Raw genomic sequence first — 14924 nt, 5'->3', positions numbered from 1 at the left:
TACAATATAGGCGTCCAATTCGGGTTGTCCAGCCATGTCCGATTCGCGTTCCCCGCACTCCTTCCATGCCGCCCACGCCCTGCTGGCCGACGGCTGGGCCGCCGATGTCCGCCTGCAGGTGCAGGAAGGGCGCATCGCGGCGGTCACGCGCGGGCAGGCAGCGCAGGACGGTGATACCTGCGTGGGCATCCTGGTGCCGGGCCTGCCGAACCTGCACAGCCACGCCTTCCAGCGCGGCATGGCTGGGCTCACCGAGATCGGCGGCGGCGACGGCGACAGCTTCTGGAGCTGGCGCGAACTGATGTACCGCTTCCTGGCCCATCTGCGCCCGGACGCAGTGCAGGCCATCGCCGCCCAGGCCTACATGGAGATGCTGGAGAGCGGCTTCACCCGCGTCGGCGAATTCCACTACCTGCACCACGATGCCGACGGTCGGCCCTACGCCAACCGCGCCGAGATGAGCGTGCGGATTGCCGCTGCGGCCGAGCAGACCGGCATCGGCCTGACCCTGCTGCCGGTGTTCTACGCCCACGCCGATTTCGGTGGGGCGCCGCCGAACCCGGCACAGCGCCGCCTCATCCATGACGTGGACGGATTCGCACAGCTGCTCGATGGTGCCCGCACCGCGCTGGCCACGTTGCCCGATGCGGTGCTCGGCATCGCACCGCACAGCCTGCGCGCGGTGACCGGCGACGAGCTGAGCGCGCTGCTGCCGCTGACCGACGGGCCGGTTCACATCCATATCGCCGAGCAGGTGCGCGAGGTCGAAGCCTGCCTGGCATGGAGCGGCAGGCGCCCGGTGCAGTGGCTGTACGAACATGCCCCGGTCGATGCGCGTTGGTGCCTGGTGCACGCCACCCACATCACCGACGACGAGCGTGCGCAGATGGTCGCCAGCAAGGCCGTGGCCGGCCTGTGTCCGATTACCGAAGCCAACCTGGGTGACGGCCTGTTCCCGATGCAGGCCTTCGCGCGCGAGGGCGGGCGCTTCGGCGTCGGCTCCGATTCCAACGTGCTGATCGATGCCGCAGAGGAGCTGCGCCTGCTGGAATACGGCCAGCGCCTGACCCTGCGGGGTCGCAACGTGTTGGCCCCGGATGCGGGCCGCAGCACCGGGCGCTTCCTGTTTGAAGGGGCGCTGCAGGGCGGTGCACAGGCGCTGGGCGTGTCTGCAGGCCTGCAGGTGGGTGCCAGTGCAGACATGGTTGAACTGGATGCAGCGCATCCCGCGCTGCAGGCGCGACACGGTGACGCATGGCTTGACAGCTGGGTGTTCGCCGCACGTAATGGCGCGCTGCGATCGGTCTGGCGCCATGGCCGCCAGTGCGTGGCCGAGGGCCGCCACCTGCAGCGCGAGGCCATCACCACCGCCTTCGCCGCTGCCCTGCGTGGCGTGCTGGGCTGATCGCCTCCCACCATCGAGACCCCACTACGTGAAGGCCAGCAAGTCCGCCACGCTCAACCAGCGCATCCGCAGCGACCTGGAAAGCCGCATCCTCAGCGGGGAGTGGGCGCCGGGCTTCCGTATTCCGTACGAGCACGAGCTGATGGAGCAGTACGGCTGCTCGCGGATGACGGTGAACAAGGTGCTGACGGCGCTGGCGGAGAGCGGCATGATCGAGCGCCGCCGCCGAGCGGGTTCGTTCGTGGCCCGGCAGCCGCCGCACCTGGAACAGGTGGCGCTGGAGATCCCGGATATCGCCATGGAGGTCGGCTCGCGCGGGCATCAGTACGGCTACCGCCTGCTGCAGCGTGAACTGCGCCTGGCCGAGGCAGCAAATGCCGGTGAAGTTGAACTGGCGGGCAGTGAACAGCTGCTGGCGATGCGCTGCCTGCATCTGGCCGATGGCCGGCCGCTGGCGCTGGAGCATCGCCTGATCAGCCCAGTCGGCGTGCCCGAGGTGCTGGAAGTGGACTTCAGCACCACCGCGCCGGGCAGCTGGCTGCTGCAGAACGTGTCGTGGACGCGCGCCCAGCATCGCATCAGCGCCTGGGGCGCCGACGCGCCCACCGCCAAGCTGCTGGACGTGAAACCCGGTACCGCCTGCCTGGTGATCGAGCGCCTGACCTGGCGCGGCGAACAGCCGATCACCCGCGTGCGTCAAATGTTCCTGGGGGATGCCTGGGATCTGGTCGCCCGCTTCTCGCCCGGGGCGCGATAGGGTCGTATCCACGCACGGCGTGGATCTACTGAATCCCGGTTTGGATTACGCGGTGCGCGAGAACCCCGGGTAGATCCACGCCATGCGTGGATGCTGCCTGATCAATACGTCGCGCACTGCCGCCAGCGCACCGGCTCATCGACGCCGGGCCGGGCGTTGAGCTGCACGCGCACGTTGCGCAGGGCGGGGTAGCGAAGCACTTCCTGGCACACGCGTGGCCACACCGCTTCCAGTTCTCCAGTGCGGTTGATCGCCAGCGTCTGCCGGGTCAGCCAGACGCCGCTGGCGATGCCGGATTGCCCGGCCAGGGCGCGGGCCAGTTCAGCCTGGTAGCGGTCCAGCGTGACAGCGTCGGGGTTGGGATTGCTGCGCGCGTCGTCGGTTTTCTGCGGCACGGATGCGGGTGCGGCAGCCGCCTGAGCAGGTGCATCCGCAACCTTGTCCGGCTCGGCGGGCGTCGGCAACGGCTGTGCGGCCGGGGGCCCGACAGACGCGACGGCGGGTGCGGGAGTTGGATCCGCCTGTTCGGTGCGCAGGCCTTGCAGGCCAAGCCCGACCAGCAGGCCCAGCGTCACTGAAGCCAGTGCAGCGATGGCGATGCGGCGCAGCGCTTCATGGCGGGCGATCGCGCGCACGCGGGTGTCAACATCGGTCGGCAGGTAGGGCTGCAGCAACGGCCACAGACGCGGACCGTCGATCACTTCCACCGCCTGCTTCTCTGCGGCGGTCAGACCATCGCGCTCAACCCGGCCTTCGGTGATCAGCATGCCGCCCTTGGCGCCCGCCAGTCGGGCGGCAGCGCCCAGTTCGTTCACCGCAGCGGTGCCGATGCGATAGGCCAGGCCGTGCTTGCACGACACCCGCCAGGTGTTCGGGCCATCGCTGAGCAGGAAATCGCTGCTCGGCTCACGGCTTTCCTCGCTCGGGTCCTGCAGTTCACGCAGGCCGCGCTGCTCGCGCAGCATGCGCTTGATCAGGGTGGAAAACTCGCGCCAGTGCATGCCAGCCAAGGCCTGCAGGCCCAGTTGCATTTCGGTACGTCGGCGCTTGACCCACCAGAGGTAGACGGTGGCCAGGGTGCAGGTAAGCAGGGCCGACAGCAGGGCCAGAATCCAGGGAAGCATGCAGGGCGACGACGGAAGGGGCGAAAACGGAAGCCCACAGTGTAAGGGGCCGACCGGTCGATTGCGTCAGGGTGCTCCCGACAGCAAGCGTGATGCAGCCCGCAGATCTGCACGCGCCAGACACGAAAAACCCGCCAATCCTGAAGCCGTGAGGGGAGGGAACAAACGGCAGCCGAAGCGATTGGCGGGTTCTACGCGATTGTCAACGAAAATTTATTGCGTTGCAACAAAGGCGGTTCAGGGCGTGCTGCCCGGTGACTGGTGGCTGCCCGGCGAGGGGGCATCGACGTCGGTGGAGGCACGATGTTCCAGCTTGGCCAGGCGCGCGGTCAGCGCGTCGATGCGTGCTTCCAGCGCGGTCACTTCATCGGCGGTCGGCACGTGCAGACGCTTGAGCACACCCTGCACCTGGTCATCGAACGCCTTGTTGACCTTGCCCCACGTTCCGGAGGCCTTCTCGCGCGCTTCGTCCAGCGAGTGCTCGACGTTGTCGCGCCAGCCCGGTTCCTGCTCGCCGGTACGCTCACGGCGGCGGGCCTCCCAGGCTTCGCCTTCCTTCACCAGGCCATCGAAGAACCGGCCTCCTTCTGCCTGCGCGCGGCCCAAGGCGCCAAGTCCGGCCAGCCAGACCTGCTGTGCCGAATCGCTCAGCTTGCGCGAAAAGCGTTCTGCCTGGTCGCCGAAGCCGGCATCGTCGTCGCGGCGGTCGTCATTCTCGTAACGGTTCATCGCACTTCCCGGGGGAGTTGGGCCTACCCCCGAGAGTAGCGCGCGCCGACGTTGCTGGGCCGTGATGGCCGCAGCGCAGGTTCAGCCCAGCTTTTCCTTCAACACACGCTGGATCTCGCTTTCCACCATGCCCTTCATCGCCGACAGCAGGAAGCCCAGCTTGGCCGTTACCCGCACCGCGCCCGGCTGCAGTTCGATCGCACCGTCCACGCCACTGCCGGAGAAGTTCAACACGTCGGCGGCCCACGACGACTTCAGGCCGAAGCGTTCGCCCAGCTTGGCGGCAACCTGTTCGATCGCTTCACGTGCCTGGGTGTCGGGCAGGGTATGGGCGTGGCGGACATCGATGGTGGACATGCAGGCTCCTGGCGCAGGGCGGGGATCAATTGAGAGGGCGAGCATTGTGCGCATCGACAGCGCCCACGCCAAGCGCTCATCCCAGGTTCTTCTTCGTGGGCGGCCAACCTGCTAGTCTGCGCCGCGTGCAGAACCTGCTAGTTCACTTCAGTCAACAACAACAGCCCGACCAGCCGCTACGGCCCGGGGTGCAGCGCATCGTGCGCCAGGCAAACGGCAGCGTGCGCCTGGGCGATGCCGGCAACGGCGCGCTGCTGCTCGCGCAGTTCTGCATGGACGACCGCGGCCTCTGGCTGCAGGTCGGCAACGGTATCCGCGGCATCCATGTGAACGGCCGTCCGGTACGGCGCATGGCCCTGCTGCGGGCCGGTGACGCGGTATATGTGGACGGCGTGGAAATGGTCCTGCAGGGCGAGGTCGACACCCTGCTGCAGGCACCGGCGCCGGCTGCCAGCATCGAAGGCAACGGTGACGAGCAGCGCCTGCTGCGCGGTGTCGGTGGCCTGCATCACGGCCGCAGCTACCCCCTGTCGCGCACGCGGGTGATCGGCCGCGGCAGCGATGTCGACATCGAGATCGATGAGCCTGCTTTCGCCGAACAGCACGCGCGGGTGGAAGTGCACGGCGAGCGGGTATTGCTGCGTGACCTGGGCAGTGCCGACGGCACCCGGGTCAACGGCGTAGCCGTGCGCCACTGCTGGCTGCAGGCTGGCGACCAGGTCGTGTTCGATGGCCAGCACCGGTTCGTGCTGGAAGTGCCGCACGACCCGCGCCGCCGCCCGCCGCTGGCTGATGACGAAGGCAGCGACGAAGCCGAACAGGCGCCGGTGGTGCCTGCGGCCCCGCGTCGGGTGCGCCGCTGGCCCTGGCTGCTGGGCAGTGCGTTGCTGCTGGCGGCGGTGCTGAGTCTGCTGCTGTGGTTCGGCGCGCGCTGAACCGCATCCGCCGGGCATGGCCCGGCGCTACCGGCCTTCGCTCTGGTAGATGCCAACCTTGGTTGGCACGCTCCCTCCGCACCCATGACGCCTGCCGGCGTACGCCAACCAAGGTTGGCGGCTACCAAGACCATGCACGGCCCCGCACCGCGCGCGGCCAATGGATACGGATGCAACCAAATTTCCCTTGCGACACTAGGCCGCAAGGCTGGTGCAGTGCGGCATACTAGGGGTCTTGCCCCACAGGTGTGCCATGACGCGCGCGTTCAACTTCAGTGCCGGCCCTGCAACGTTGCCGGAATCGGTCCTGCGCCAGGCGCAGGCGGAAATGCTGGACTGGCACGGTAGCGGTGCCTCCATCGTGGAAATGAGCCATCGCGGACCGGAATTCATGTCCGTGGCCGCCGAGGCCGAGGCCGACCTGCGCCGCCTGCTCGACATCCCCGAAGACTATGCGGTGCTGTTCCTGCCCGGTGGTGCCACCACCCAGCAGGCGTTGATTCCGCTCAACTTCGCCAGCCCCGGCCAGCGTGCCGACTACGTGGTCACGGGCCACTGGGGCAAGACCGCGGTCAAGCAGGCCAGCCCGTACGTGGACGTCAACGTCGCCGCCAGCAGCGAGGGCGAAGGCTATCGCCAGCTGCCCGAGCGCGCCGGCTGGCAGCTTTCGCCCGATGCCGCCTACGTGCACATCACCGCCAACGAGACCATCCACGGCGTCGAGTTCCGTGATGTGCCCGAGACCGGCAACGTGCCGCTGGTGGCCGATTTCAGCTCGTCCATCGCCAGCGAGCCGCTGGATGTGCGCCGCTACGGCGTGATCTATGCCGGTGCGCAGAAGAACCTTGGCCCCGTCGGCATCGCGGTGATGATCATCCGACGCGACCTGCTGGAGCGCAGTGGCCAGCCGCGTGCGGACATCTTCGATTACCGCTCGCACGTCGCCCGCGATTCCATGCTCAATACGCCGCCGACCTGGAACTGGTATCTGGCCGGCCTGGTGTTCAAGTGGATGCTCGCCGAAGGCGGCGTGGTCGAGTTCGCCAAGCGCAACGCCGCCAAGGCCGCGCTGGTGTACGGCGCCATCGATGCCTCCGGCGGTTTCTATCGCAATGAGGTCGCGCATTCGGCGCGCTCGCGGATGAACATCCCGTTCTTCCTGCCCAGCACCGACCTCGATGCCCGCTTCGTCGCCGAAGCCAAGGCCGCCGGCCTGCTGGCGCTGAAGGGTCACAAGGTGGTCGGCGGCATTCGTGCGTCGCTCTACAACGCCATGCCGCTGGCCGGGGCCGAGGCGCTGGTCGCCTTCATGGCCGATTTCCAGCAGCGTCACGGCTGAGCAATGAACGGCGCGCATCGTCGGGTGCGCGCCCCGCAACAAGGAATTCCGATGGCAAGCAAACCCAGCAAGAAGGCGTCGAAGAAGGCCGAACCGGTCAAGGACAGCGCCACCTCCAAGCCCAAGGGCAAGTCGAAGGCAACCGCGGTGCCGACACTGGCGCCACTGGCGCTGGCTGATGTGCGTTCGAAGATCGACCAGATCGACCGTGACATCCAGAGCCTGATCGCCGAGCGCGCACAGTTCGCCCACCAGGTCGGCAAGGCCAAGGGCAAGCTCGCCGCCGCCGTCGATTACTACCGCCCCGAACGCGAAGCGCAGGTGCTGCGCATGGTGGTGGACCGCAACGAAGGCCCGCTCAGCGATGAGCTGCTGGTGCACGTCTACCGCGAAATCATGTCGGCCTGCCTGGCCCAGCAGGAGCCGTTGAAGATCGGTTACCTCGGCCCGGAAGGTACCTTCAGCCAGCAGGCCGTGCTCAAGCACTTCGGCCGCTCTGCGCTGGGCCTGCCGATGGCCAGCATCGAAGAAGTGTTCCAGGAAGTGGAAGCGGGCAACGCCGATTTCGGCGTGGTGCCGGTGGAGAACTCGGGGCAGGGCACCATCCAGATCACCCTGGACATGTTCCTCACCTCCAACCTGAAAATCTGCGGCGAAGTGGAACTGCGCGTGCAGCAGTACCTGATGTCGCGCAGCGGCCGCATCGAAGACATCGAACGCGTCTACGGCCATCCGCAGTCGTTCATGCAGACCTCGGCATGGATGCGCGCCAACCTGCCCAAGGCCGAGAAGATCCCGGTGGCCAGCAACGCCGAAGGTGCGCGCCGTGCGCGCAATGCCGACGACGCCGCGGCCATCGGCGGCGAGAGCGCCGGCCACGTGTACGGCCTGAAGAAGGTCGTCACCAAGCCGATCCAGAACGATGCCGACAACACCACCCGTTTCCTGGTGGTGGGCCGCAACATCTTCCCGACCTCCGGCCACGACCGTACCTCGGTGCTGGTGTTCATCCATGACAAGCCGGGTGCGCTGTTCGATGTGCTCAGCCCGTTCGCGCGCCATGGCATCAGCATGAACCGCATCGAGTCGCGGCCCTCGCACCATGGCAAGTGGGAATACGGCTTCTTCATCGACCTGGCCGGCCACATCGACGACGCACCGATGCAGGCCGCACTGGCGGAACTGGAAGCGCACTCGGCGCAGATCAAGGTGCTTGGCTCCTATCCGGTGGCCGTGCCCTGATCCCTGCTGCGGCGGCTGCGGCCGCCGCCCCTGATGCACCGCCGGCGACCCGGCGTTTACGGAACAATTCAACGATGAGCAACGCGCAGCACTGGATCGCCCGCAAGGGCCAGCCCCTGCAGGGCAGCCTGACCATTCCCGGCGACAAGTCGGTCTCGCACCGCTCGGTGATGTTCGCCGCGCTGGCCGACGGCACCTCGCATATCGAAGGCTTCCTGGAAGGCGAAGACACCCGCGCCACCGCGCGCATCTTCAGCCAGTTGGGCGTGCGCATCGAAACTCCGAGTGCGTCGCAGCGGATCGTGCACGGGGTCGGCATCGATGGCCTGCAGGCACCCAGCGCGCCGCTGGACTGCGGCAATGCCGGCACCGGCATGCGTCTGCTGGCCGGCCTGCTGGCCGGTCAGGCATTCGACTGCACGCTGGTCGGCGACGAATCGCTGTCCGGCCGTCCGATGCGCCGCGTCACCGGCCCGCTGTCGCAGATGGGCGCGAAGATCGACACCGAGGCAGACGGCACGCCGCCGCTGCACGTGCATGGCGGGCAGACCCTACACGGCATCGACTTTGCCTCGCCGGTGGCCAGCGCGCAGATCAAGTCCGCCGTGCTGCTGGCGGGCCTGTACGCGCATGGCGAGACCAGCGTGACCGAACCGCACCCGACCCGCGACTACACCGAACGCATGTTGTCCGCGTTCGGCGTGGACATCGCATTCTCGCCGGGCAAGGCCCGCCTGCGTGGTGGCCAGCGCCTGCGAGCGACCGACATCGTGGTGCCGGCCGACTTCTCCTCGGCCGCATTCTTCCTGGTCGCCGCCAGCATCATTCCCGGCTCCGAGCTGCGCCTGAAGCAGGTCGGCCTCAATCCGCGCCGTACCGGCCTGCTGCACGCGCTGCGCCTGATGGGCGCGGACATCACCGAAGAGAACCCAGCAGAGCAGGGCGGCGAACCGGTGGCCGATCTGGTGGTGCGCTACGCGCCGCTGAAGGGCGCGCGTATTCCGGAGGAACTGGTGCCGGACATGATCGACGAGTTCCCGGCCCTGTTCGTGGCTGCTGCCGCCGCTGAAGGGCAGACCGTGGTGACCGGCGCCGCCGAACTGCGGGTGAAGGAATCCGATCGTCTGGCGGCGATGGCGACCGGCCTGCGCGCGCTGGGCATGCAGGTGGACGAAACCGAAGATGGCGCCACCCTGCACGGCGGCGTATCGCTGGGCAGTGGCACCATTGAAAGCCACGGCGATCATCGGATCGCGATGGCCTTCGCCATTGCCGGCCAGATCAGTCATGGCGAAGTGCGCATCAACGACATCGCCAACGTCGCAACGTCCTTCCCGGACTTCGACGGCCTGGCCCGCAGCGCCGGCTTCAACCTGTCCTGACCGGCACCGCATCCGCCGGGCGTGGCCTGGCGGATCACATGGCCTGGTAGGTGCCAACCTTGGTTGGCATGCTTCTGCGCAAAAAAAACGGAGGCCGAAGCCTCCGTTTTCATTTCAGGCGTTACCGACGATCAGCGCTGGGTGCGGAAATCCACCGGAACCCGCACCACGCTGGCCACGGCACGGCCCTGCTGCACGGCCGGCTCGAACTTCCAGCGCTGCACGGTGTTCAACACGGCGCGGTCCAGGTCGCGGCTGCGTTCACCGCTGCGCGACACGATCGCCGCATCGGTCACGTTGCCACGGGTATCCACGTTCAAGCTGGCAACCACGCTGCCCTGCACGCCACTACGCAGCGCGGCGGCCGGATAGCTGGGCTTGCTGTTGCTGGCCAGCGGGCGCGCCTCACGGTTGCGTACGGCCGGGGCCGCCTTGCGCTGGCTCTGCGCAGGCGCGGCCTGGCGCGTAGCCGGGGCCGGTGCGATGGCAACCGGCGTTTCAGTAGCCGGCAGCATGCGCTCGCTCACCGGCGCAGGCGCAACGTCGTCATGGTTGGCAAAGCGCAGCCAGACCAGTGCCGCGGCGAACATCGCCACGATCAGTGCCAGCCACAGCCAAGGAGACGCCGAGCGGGGCTCAAGCGTGCCATCCTGCTGCAGCTGCGGGGAATGAAGGTTTTCGTGGGTAGTAGCAGTCATCGCAAACTCCTCGCGTCAGTAACGACGCCCAGAGTGTTGCCCGAGGCGGCGTCGCAGCGTGTCAGTGTTGCGTCAACGCGTCCTGCAAGGTTCAGCTTTTCTGCGGGGAAACGTTCAGTTATTGCGGCTTGAAATCGAACGGCACTTCAATGCTGCCGGGCACCGGCTGGCCATTGCTCACTGCCGGGCTGAAGCGCCAGCGACGCACCGCGTCGGTTGCCGCGCGGTCCAGTTCACGCGAACCGCTGCGCTGGATCACCGTCACGTTGTTCGGGTATCCGGTGGCGTCCACCTCCACCCGCACCACCACGCTGCCGGCTTCACCGCGTCGCAGGGCGGCGGCCGGGTAGGCCGGTGGCGGCGACTGGCCGGCAATCGGCATCGGTTGCGCATTGGCGGTTGCCGGGGCCGCAGTGCCCGGCGCCGCCGGGGTTGGTTCAACCGTGGCCGGCGGCGGCGGCGGGGCGGTTTCCACCAACTTCGGCGCATCTTCTTCGTCCGGCACCGGGGCCGGCTTGGCGTCGGGCATGTCGCTGGAGCCTGCCGCTGCGGCCAGCGGCTCGGGCAGCGGTTCCACCTGGGCGGTTTCCTGCGGCGTCTGCGCGGCAGGGTCGGCGCGGAAGAACTGCTTGTCGCGTCCGGTCAGCCAGACCAGCACGAACAGCAGGATGCCCACGCCGAAGGCGATGCCGGCGATCTTCAGGGCGTTGCGCGGGATATGCACGGTGAACGACTTGGCAGGCGACGGACGGGGAGCAGACATGGACCAGACCAGTACGGAATGCCTCGATTCTGCCACGGCCGGAATGAACCGGGCGGCAGAATTCCGTATAACAGGCGATAATCCCGTTCCTGTTACCCACCACGACGCCTGCCATGCTTGATCCAGCCCTGCTCCGCCACCAGCCCGCCGACCTCGCCGAACGCCTGCGCACCAGCCGCGGCTTCGAGCTCGACGTGTCTGCCCTGGAGTCACTGGAGGCGGATCGCAAGCGCATCCAAGTGCGTACCCAGGAGCTGCAGAGCCTTCGCAACAGCCGCTCCAAGGCCATCGGCCAGGCCAAGGCCAAGGGCGAGGACGTTTCGGCCATCATGGCCGAGGTTGCCGCCTTCGCCGATGAACTGAAGGCCTCGGAAGTGGCCCTGGATGAGCTGCGCGAGAAGATCGACACGATCTCGATGGGCATCCCGAACCTTCCTGCCGATGACGTACCGGCCGGCGCCGACGAGAGCGAGAACGTCGAGCAGTCGCGCTGGGGTACCCCGCGCCAGTTCGATTTCAAGGTGCTCGACCACGTCGAACTGGGCGCGCGCAACAAGTGGCTGGACGGCGAGACCGCGGCCAAGCTGTCCGGCTCGCGCTTCACCGTGCTGCGTGGCCCGATCGCGCGCCTGCACCGTGCCCTGGCCCAGTTCATGCTCGACCTGCACAGCGGCGAGCACGAGTACCAGGAAACCAACGTGCCGGTGATCGTCAACGCCGACAGCCTGTACGGCACCGGCCAGCTGCCCAAGTTCGAAGAGGACATGTTCATCACCCAGCTGGGTGAGCAGAAGCGTTACCTGATCTCGACCTCGGAAATCTCGCTGACCAACATCGCCCGCGACGAGATCCTCGACGCCGAGCGCCTGCCGCTGCGCATGACCGCCCACTCGCTGTGCTTCCGTTCCGAAGCCGGCAGCGGCGGCCGCGACGTGCGCGGCATGATCCGCCAGCACCAGTTCGAGAAGGTCGAGCTGGTCTCGATCTGTCGCCCGGAAGACAGCGACGCCGAGCACCAGCGCATGACCCGCTGCGCCGAAGTGGTGCTGGAGAAGCTGGGCCTGCCGTACCGCAAGGTGCTGCTGTGCACCGGCGACATGGGCTTCTCGGCCATCAAGACCTACGACCTGGAAGTCTGGCTGCCGTCGCAGGAAACCTACCGCGAGATTTCCTCGTGCTCGAACTGTGGCGACTTCCAGGCCCGCCGCATGCAGGCCCGCTGGCGCAATCCGGCCACCGGTAAGCCGGAGCTGGCACATACGCTGAATGGCTCGGGTGTGGCCGTGGGTCGCGCGATGATCGCGGTGATGGAGAACTATCAGAACGCCGACGGCAGCATCACCGTGCCTGAAGCCCTGCGCCCGTACATGGGCGGTATCGACACCATCGGTTGAACCCGGTAGATGCCATGCTTGCATGGCACTGCTCAGGCTTTGGTGGGTGCCATGCTTGCATGGCACTTCATCCACGCATGGCGTGGATCTACTGAGGCGGTGTGGCATCCACGCATGGCGTGGATCTACTGAGGCGGTGCGGCATCCACGCATGGCGTGGATCTACTGAGGCGGTGCTGCATCCACGCATGGCGTGGATCTACTGGGGCGGTGCGGCATCCACGCATGGCGTGGATCTACTGAGGCGGTGCGGCATCCACGCATGGCGTGGATCTACCGGTGGGGTGCAAGATCCACTCACCTGGGGCCTCAGGCTTTGCAGTAGATCCACGCCATGCGTGGATAGCGCAATCCATCAACCCGCCAAGCGCAGCTTCTCCAGCGGTACCCAACCCGCTTCCCCCGCCTCCGGCACACACCACGCCCAACCATTGAGCGTGCGCACACCCCGCAGCTGCTGCCCCGGGTCCACATCCAGCTCCCGCGCGCAGTAGTCCTCCGTGGCAAACGCGCCGCCCTGCGCATCGCGACCGATCACCGGCGCCGGCACGAACCCCGGCTGCTGCCCCTCGGCCTCGCACAGAAACCAGTCCTCCCAACCCTCGGGCCCCTCATAACGCTCGCCCACCACCAGTGCCTGCCCACAGTGCAGGGCTATCGGGTGCGGAAATTCACTGCGGTGCGCAGCCGTCACGATGTAGTTCATCGCGCCATGGTGGCAAAAAAAAGCGGCCCCGCAAAAGCAGGGCCGCCAGGGTAGGGTGGGCCGGGATGGGGGAGGGAATCCCGGCCCGCGTTCAGCGCCCAGACGAGGGAGAGAGGCGCCGAACGCTGGAACGGGTTACGCCGCTGCCACTTCCACCGCCTCATGCGACGGCAGTGCTGCCAGTGCACCGGCAATCGCGTCTTCGCGGTGCTGCGGCGAGTAGGCGATGCCCTCGGCACGCACGAACTCGATGTCGTTGATGCCCCAGAAGGCGAACGTCTGGCGCAGGAAGGGCTCCTGGAAGTCCGCCGGCGAGTCGGTGTAGATGCCGCCACGGCTGCTGACCACGATCACCCGCTTGCCACCGGCGAGGCCCACCGGGCCGTTCTCGGTGTACTTGAAGGTGCGCCCGGCCACCGCCACGCGGTCGATCCAGGCCTTCAGGGTGGAGGGCACGCTGAAGTTGTACATCGGCGCGCCGATCACCACGATGTCGGAAGCCAGGAACTGCTCGAGCACCTGTTCAGCATCGGCGGCCTCAGCCGGATCGGTCTTGGCCAGCGAACCGCTGCGCAGATGCGGTACCGGATTGGCGTCAAGATCGCGATAATCAACCTGCAGGCCGTCGATCTGCTGCTTGAACTGGGCCACCACGGCGGCGGTCAGGTGGCGGGAGACGGAGTTGTCGCCAAGCACGCTGGCGTCGATGTGCAGAAGCTTCATGGCAGTACCTATGTTCGGGAGGGGTGGCGGGCTTGCCGCCGACGGAGAGAACAATAGGTTGTTGCAAGGGCGGGATAAAGGTGGTTGAATGCCACGTATTGTTCTACTAATGGAACTCGGGTATGCATGACCTGAATGATCTGTACTACTTCGCGATGGTGGTCGACCACGGCGGTTTCGCCGCCGCCGAGCGCGCGCTGGGCATCCCCAAGTCGCGCCTGAGCCGCCGTATCAGCCAGCTGGAAACCGACCTGGGCGTGCGCCTGCTGCAGCGCTCCACGCGCCGCTTTGCCGTCACCGACGTCGGTACCAGCGTGCACCGCCACGCCCAGACCATGCTGGCCGAGGCGCAGGCCGCGCGCGAGGTGGTGGACCGCCTTAGCGCCGAGCCACGCGGCCTGGTACGCGCCAGCGTGCCGGTATCGCTGGCGCAGATGCAGCTGCCCAAGCTGCTGCCCAAGTTCCTGGAGCAGTACCCGAAGGTGCGGCTGCAGCTGAATATCAGCAACCGCCGCGTGGACATCATCAACGAAGGCTACGACGTGGCCCTGCGCGTGCGTTCGCGTCTGGATGACGATGGCAGCCTGGTGATGCGCAGCTTCGGCCAGGTGCAGGAGCTGCTGGTGGCCAGCCCGAAGTACCTGGACCGCGCCGGTCGCCCGAAGGACCCGGAGGAGCTGGCGAACCACGTCACCTTGAGCATCAGCGAGGACGAGGCGCGTCAGCGCTGGGAACTGCACGGACCGGAAGGCGCGGTGCGCCGGGTGGACCTGCAGCCGCGCGTGGCCGGTTTCGACTTCCCGCTGCTGCAGAGCATGGTGAAGGACGGTTTCGGCATCACCATGCTGCCGGAAACGGTCTGCGCCGATGCCGTGCGCAATGGCGAGCTGGAAGTGGTGCTGCCGGACTGGTCGCTGCCGCAGGGTGTGTGCCACGCCGTGTTCGCCTCGCGCCGCGGCCTGCTGCCGGCGGTGCGGGTGTTCATCGACTTCCTGGCCGAGCACCTGCCGCCGCAGCTGGAGGCCTCGCGCCTGGATTGCGGCGGCGCCTGCGAAAAGGCCAAGGAGCGCATCAAGGCCAGTGCGCTGGGTGCGTTGGCGGTGGACGCGGGCTGAGGCCTGCCTCCGACGATGGAACAACGGTCTTGGGCAAATCGCCCGGCCGTGCGAGAATGCGTGCCCGGCCAGCAGGCTGGGCCGATACGGAGAGATGGCCGAGCGGTTTAAGGCACCGGTCTTGAAAACCGGCGAAGGGTTAAACCTTCCGTGGGTTCGAATCCCACTCTCTCCGCCAGTTGTCTTAAAGAGCCCTTGGAAACAGGGGCTTTTTCGTTGTCGCTGCAGTTGCGCGTCATCGAACCGTCAGATCAG

At 67.2% G+C, this 14924-nt stretch carries 15 protein-coding genes and 1 tRNA gene; 9 read left to right on the top strand and 7 right to left on the bottom strand.

Annotation, left to right across the window (positions count from 1 at the left end; all coding sequences use genetic code 11):
• Nucleotides 1–34 precede the first annotated feature (34 nt).
• Both H3005_RS07270 and hutC read left to right on the top strand, forming a co-directional pair.
• Nucleotides 35–1405, top strand: a complete 1371-nt coding sequence (locus H3005_RS07270; protein ID WP_100552914.1) for a formimidoylglutamate deiminase — start codon at nucleotides 35–37, stop codon at nucleotides 1403–1405.
• Between the two features lie 28 nt (nucleotides 1406–1433).
• Nucleotides 1434–2162 (top strand): histidine utilization repressor, encoded by a 729-nt coding sequence (hutC, locus tag H3005_RS07265; protein ID WP_089236064.1) that lies wholly within the window; start codon nucleotides 1434–1436, stop codon nucleotides 2160–2162.
• A gap of 101 nt (nucleotides 2163–2263) precedes the next feature.
• Here the strand turns inward: hutC and H3005_RS07260 are convergent, their stop codons facing one another.
• The 3 genes from H3005_RS07260 to H3005_RS07250 form a co-directional block, all read right to left on the bottom strand.
• Nucleotides 2264–3286 carry a restriction endonuclease gene (locus tag H3005_RS07260; protein ID WP_100552913.1) on the bottom strand — a complete coding sequence of 341 codons (1023 nt, stop codon included), beginning with the start codon at nucleotides 3284–3286 and terminating at the stop codon, nucleotides 2264–2266.
• Nucleotides 3287–3523: 237 nt separating this feature from the next.
• Complete coding sequence (locus H3005_RS07255) at nucleotides 3524–4015, bottom strand: phasin family protein (RefSeq protein ID WP_100552912.1); 492 nt, start codon at nucleotides 4013–4015, stop codon at nucleotides 3524–3526.
• An 81-nt stretch (nucleotides 4016–4096) separates the two neighbouring features.
• A complete protein-coding gene (locus H3005_RS07250) occupies nucleotides 4097–4372 on the bottom strand; it encodes a polyhydroxyalkanoic acid system family protein (protein ID WP_025876985.1) in 276 nt (91 codons plus the stop codon).
• Nucleotides 4373–4497: 125 nt separating this feature from the next.
• On the opposite strand from H3005_RS07250, the gene H3005_RS07245 reads away from it, so the two are divergent.
• The 4 genes from H3005_RS07245 to aroA all read left to right on the top strand — a co-directional run bounded on the left by H3005_RS07245 (nucleotide 4498) and on the right by aroA (nucleotide 9270).
• Complete coding sequence (locus H3005_RS07245; protein WP_100552911.1) at nucleotides 4498–5307, top strand: FHA domain-containing protein; 810 nt, start codon at nucleotides 4498–4500, stop codon at nucleotides 5305–5307.
• Nucleotides 5308–5560: 253 nt separating this feature from the next.
• Complete coding sequence (gene serC, locus H3005_RS07240; RefSeq protein WP_100552910.1) at nucleotides 5561–6646, top strand: 3-phosphoserine/phosphohydroxythreonine transaminase; 1086 nt, start codon at nucleotides 5561–5563, stop codon at nucleotides 6644–6646.
• A gap of 51 nt (nucleotides 6647–6697) precedes the next feature.
• A complete protein-coding gene (gene pheA, locus H3005_RS07235) occupies nucleotides 6698–7888 on the top strand; it encodes a prephenate dehydratase (protein WP_100552909.1) in 1191 nt (396 codons plus the stop codon).
• Between the two features lie 74 nt (nucleotides 7889–7962).
• The gene (aroA, locus tag H3005_RS07230; RefSeq protein WP_100552908.1) at nucleotides 7963–9270 is read left to right on the top strand and encodes a 3-phosphoshikimate 1-carboxyvinyltransferase; all 1308 of its coding nucleotides are present in this window, start codon (nucleotides 7963–7965) and stop codon (nucleotides 9268–9270) included.
• A 131-nt stretch (nucleotides 9271–9401) separates the two neighbouring features.
• Here aroA and H3005_RS07225 read toward each other — a convergent pair whose 3' ends face one another.
• Together H3005_RS07225 and H3005_RS07220 are read right to left on the bottom strand one after the other, a co-directional pair.
• Nucleotides 9402–9968 (bottom strand): energy transducer TonB, encoded by a 567-nt coding sequence (locus tag H3005_RS07225; protein WP_100552907.1) that lies wholly within the window; start codon nucleotides 9966–9968, stop codon nucleotides 9402–9404.
• A 118-nt stretch (nucleotides 9969–10086) separates the two neighbouring features.
• The gene (locus H3005_RS07220; RefSeq protein ID WP_100552906.1) at nucleotides 10087–10731 is read right to left on the bottom strand and encodes an energy transducer TonB; all 645 of its coding nucleotides are present in this window, start codon (nucleotides 10729–10731) and stop codon (nucleotides 10087–10089) included.
• A gap of 113 nt (nucleotides 10732–10844) precedes the next feature.
• Between H3005_RS07220 and serS the strand changes: the two genes are divergently transcribed.
• On the top strand, nucleotides 10845–12125 hold the full coding sequence (gene serS, locus H3005_RS07215) for a serine--tRNA ligase (protein ID WP_100552905.1): 1281 nt from the start codon (nucleotides 10845–10847) through the stop codon (nucleotides 12123–12125).
• 355 nt (nucleotides 12126–12480) lie between these two features.
• Here serS and H3005_RS07210 read toward each other — a convergent pair whose 3' ends face one another.
• On the bottom strand, nucleotides 12481–12831 hold the full coding sequence (locus H3005_RS07210) for a ligand-binding protein SH3 (protein WP_100552904.1): 351 nt from the start codon (nucleotides 12829–12831) through the stop codon (nucleotides 12481–12483).
• Nucleotides 12832–12966: 135 nt separating this feature from the next.
• Nucleotides 12967–13554, bottom strand: a complete 588-nt coding sequence (locus H3005_RS07205) for an NAD(P)H-dependent oxidoreductase (protein WP_100552903.1) — start codon at nucleotides 13552–13554, stop codon at nucleotides 12967–12969.
• Nucleotides 13555–13676: 122 nt separating this feature from the next.
• On the opposite strand from H3005_RS07205, the gene H3005_RS07200 reads away from it, so the two are divergent.
• Nucleotides 13677–14669, top strand: coding sequence for a LysR family transcriptional regulator (locus H3005_RS07200; RefSeq protein WP_025878750.1), 993 nt, complete (start codon nucleotides 13677–13679; stop codon nucleotides 14667–14669).
• A gap of 88 nt (nucleotides 14670–14757) precedes the next feature.
• Nucleotides 14758–14847 (top strand) — tRNA-Ser (locus H3005_RS07195).
• Nucleotides 14848–14924 lie beyond the last annotated feature (77 nt).

The organism is Stenotrophomonas sp. Br8 (assembly GCF_014763005.1).
GTDB lineage: Bacteria > Pseudomonadota > Gammaproteobacteria > Xanthomonadales > Xanthomonadaceae > Stenotrophomonas > Stenotrophomonas lactitubi.
The sequence above is the reverse complement of the archived record's forward strand: the minus strand, read 5'-3'. Positions and strand labels throughout refer to the sequence as shown.

Coding starts and splice junctions, on each gene's coding strand:
- H3005_RS07270 (WP_100552914.1), top strand. CDS start 35: ATGTCCGATTCGCGTTCCCCGCACTCCTTCCATGCCGCCCACGCCCTG.
- H3005_RS07260 (WP_100552913.1), bottom strand. CDS start 3,286: ATGCTTCCCTGGATTCTGGCCCTGCTGTCGGCCCTGCTTACCTGCACC.
- H3005_RS07255 (WP_100552912.1), bottom strand. CDS start 4,015: ATGAACCGTTACGAGAATGACGACCGCCGCGACGACGATGCCGGCTTC.
- H3005_RS07250 (WP_025876985.1), bottom strand. CDS start 4,372: ATGTCCACCATCGATGTCCGCCACGCCCATACCCTGCCCGACACCCAG.
- serC (WP_100552910.1), top strand. CDS start 5,561: ATGACGCGCGCGTTCAACTTCAGTGCCGGCCCTGCAACGTTGCCGGAA.
- pheA (WP_100552909.1), top strand. CDS start 6,698: ATGGCAAGCAAACCCAGCAAGAAGGCGTCGAAGAAGGCCGAACCGGTC.
- aroA (WP_100552908.1), top strand. CDS start 7,963: ATGAGCAACGCGCAGCACTGGATCGCCCGCAAGGGCCAGCCCCTGCAG.
- H3005_RS07225 (WP_100552907.1), bottom strand. CDS start 9,968: ATGACTGCTACTACCCACGAAAACCTTCATTCCCCGCAGCTGCAGCAG.
- H3005_RS07220 (WP_100552906.1), bottom strand. CDS start 10,731: ATGTCTGCTCCCCGTCCGTCGCCTGCCAAGTCGTTCACCGTGCATATC.
- serS (WP_100552905.1), top strand. CDS start 10,845: ATGCTTGATCCAGCCCTGCTCCGCCACCAGCCCGCCGACCTCGCCGAA.
- H3005_RS07210 (WP_100552904.1), bottom strand. CDS start 12,831: ATGAACTACATCGTGACGGCTGCGCACCGCAGTGAATTTCCGCACCCG.
- H3005_RS07205 (WP_100552903.1), bottom strand. CDS start 13,554: ATGAAGCTTCTGCACATCGACGCCAGCGTGCTTGGCGACAACTCCGTC.
- H3005_RS07200 (WP_025878750.1), top strand. CDS start 13,677: ATGCATGACCTGAATGATCTGTACTACTTCGCGATGGTGGTCGACCAC.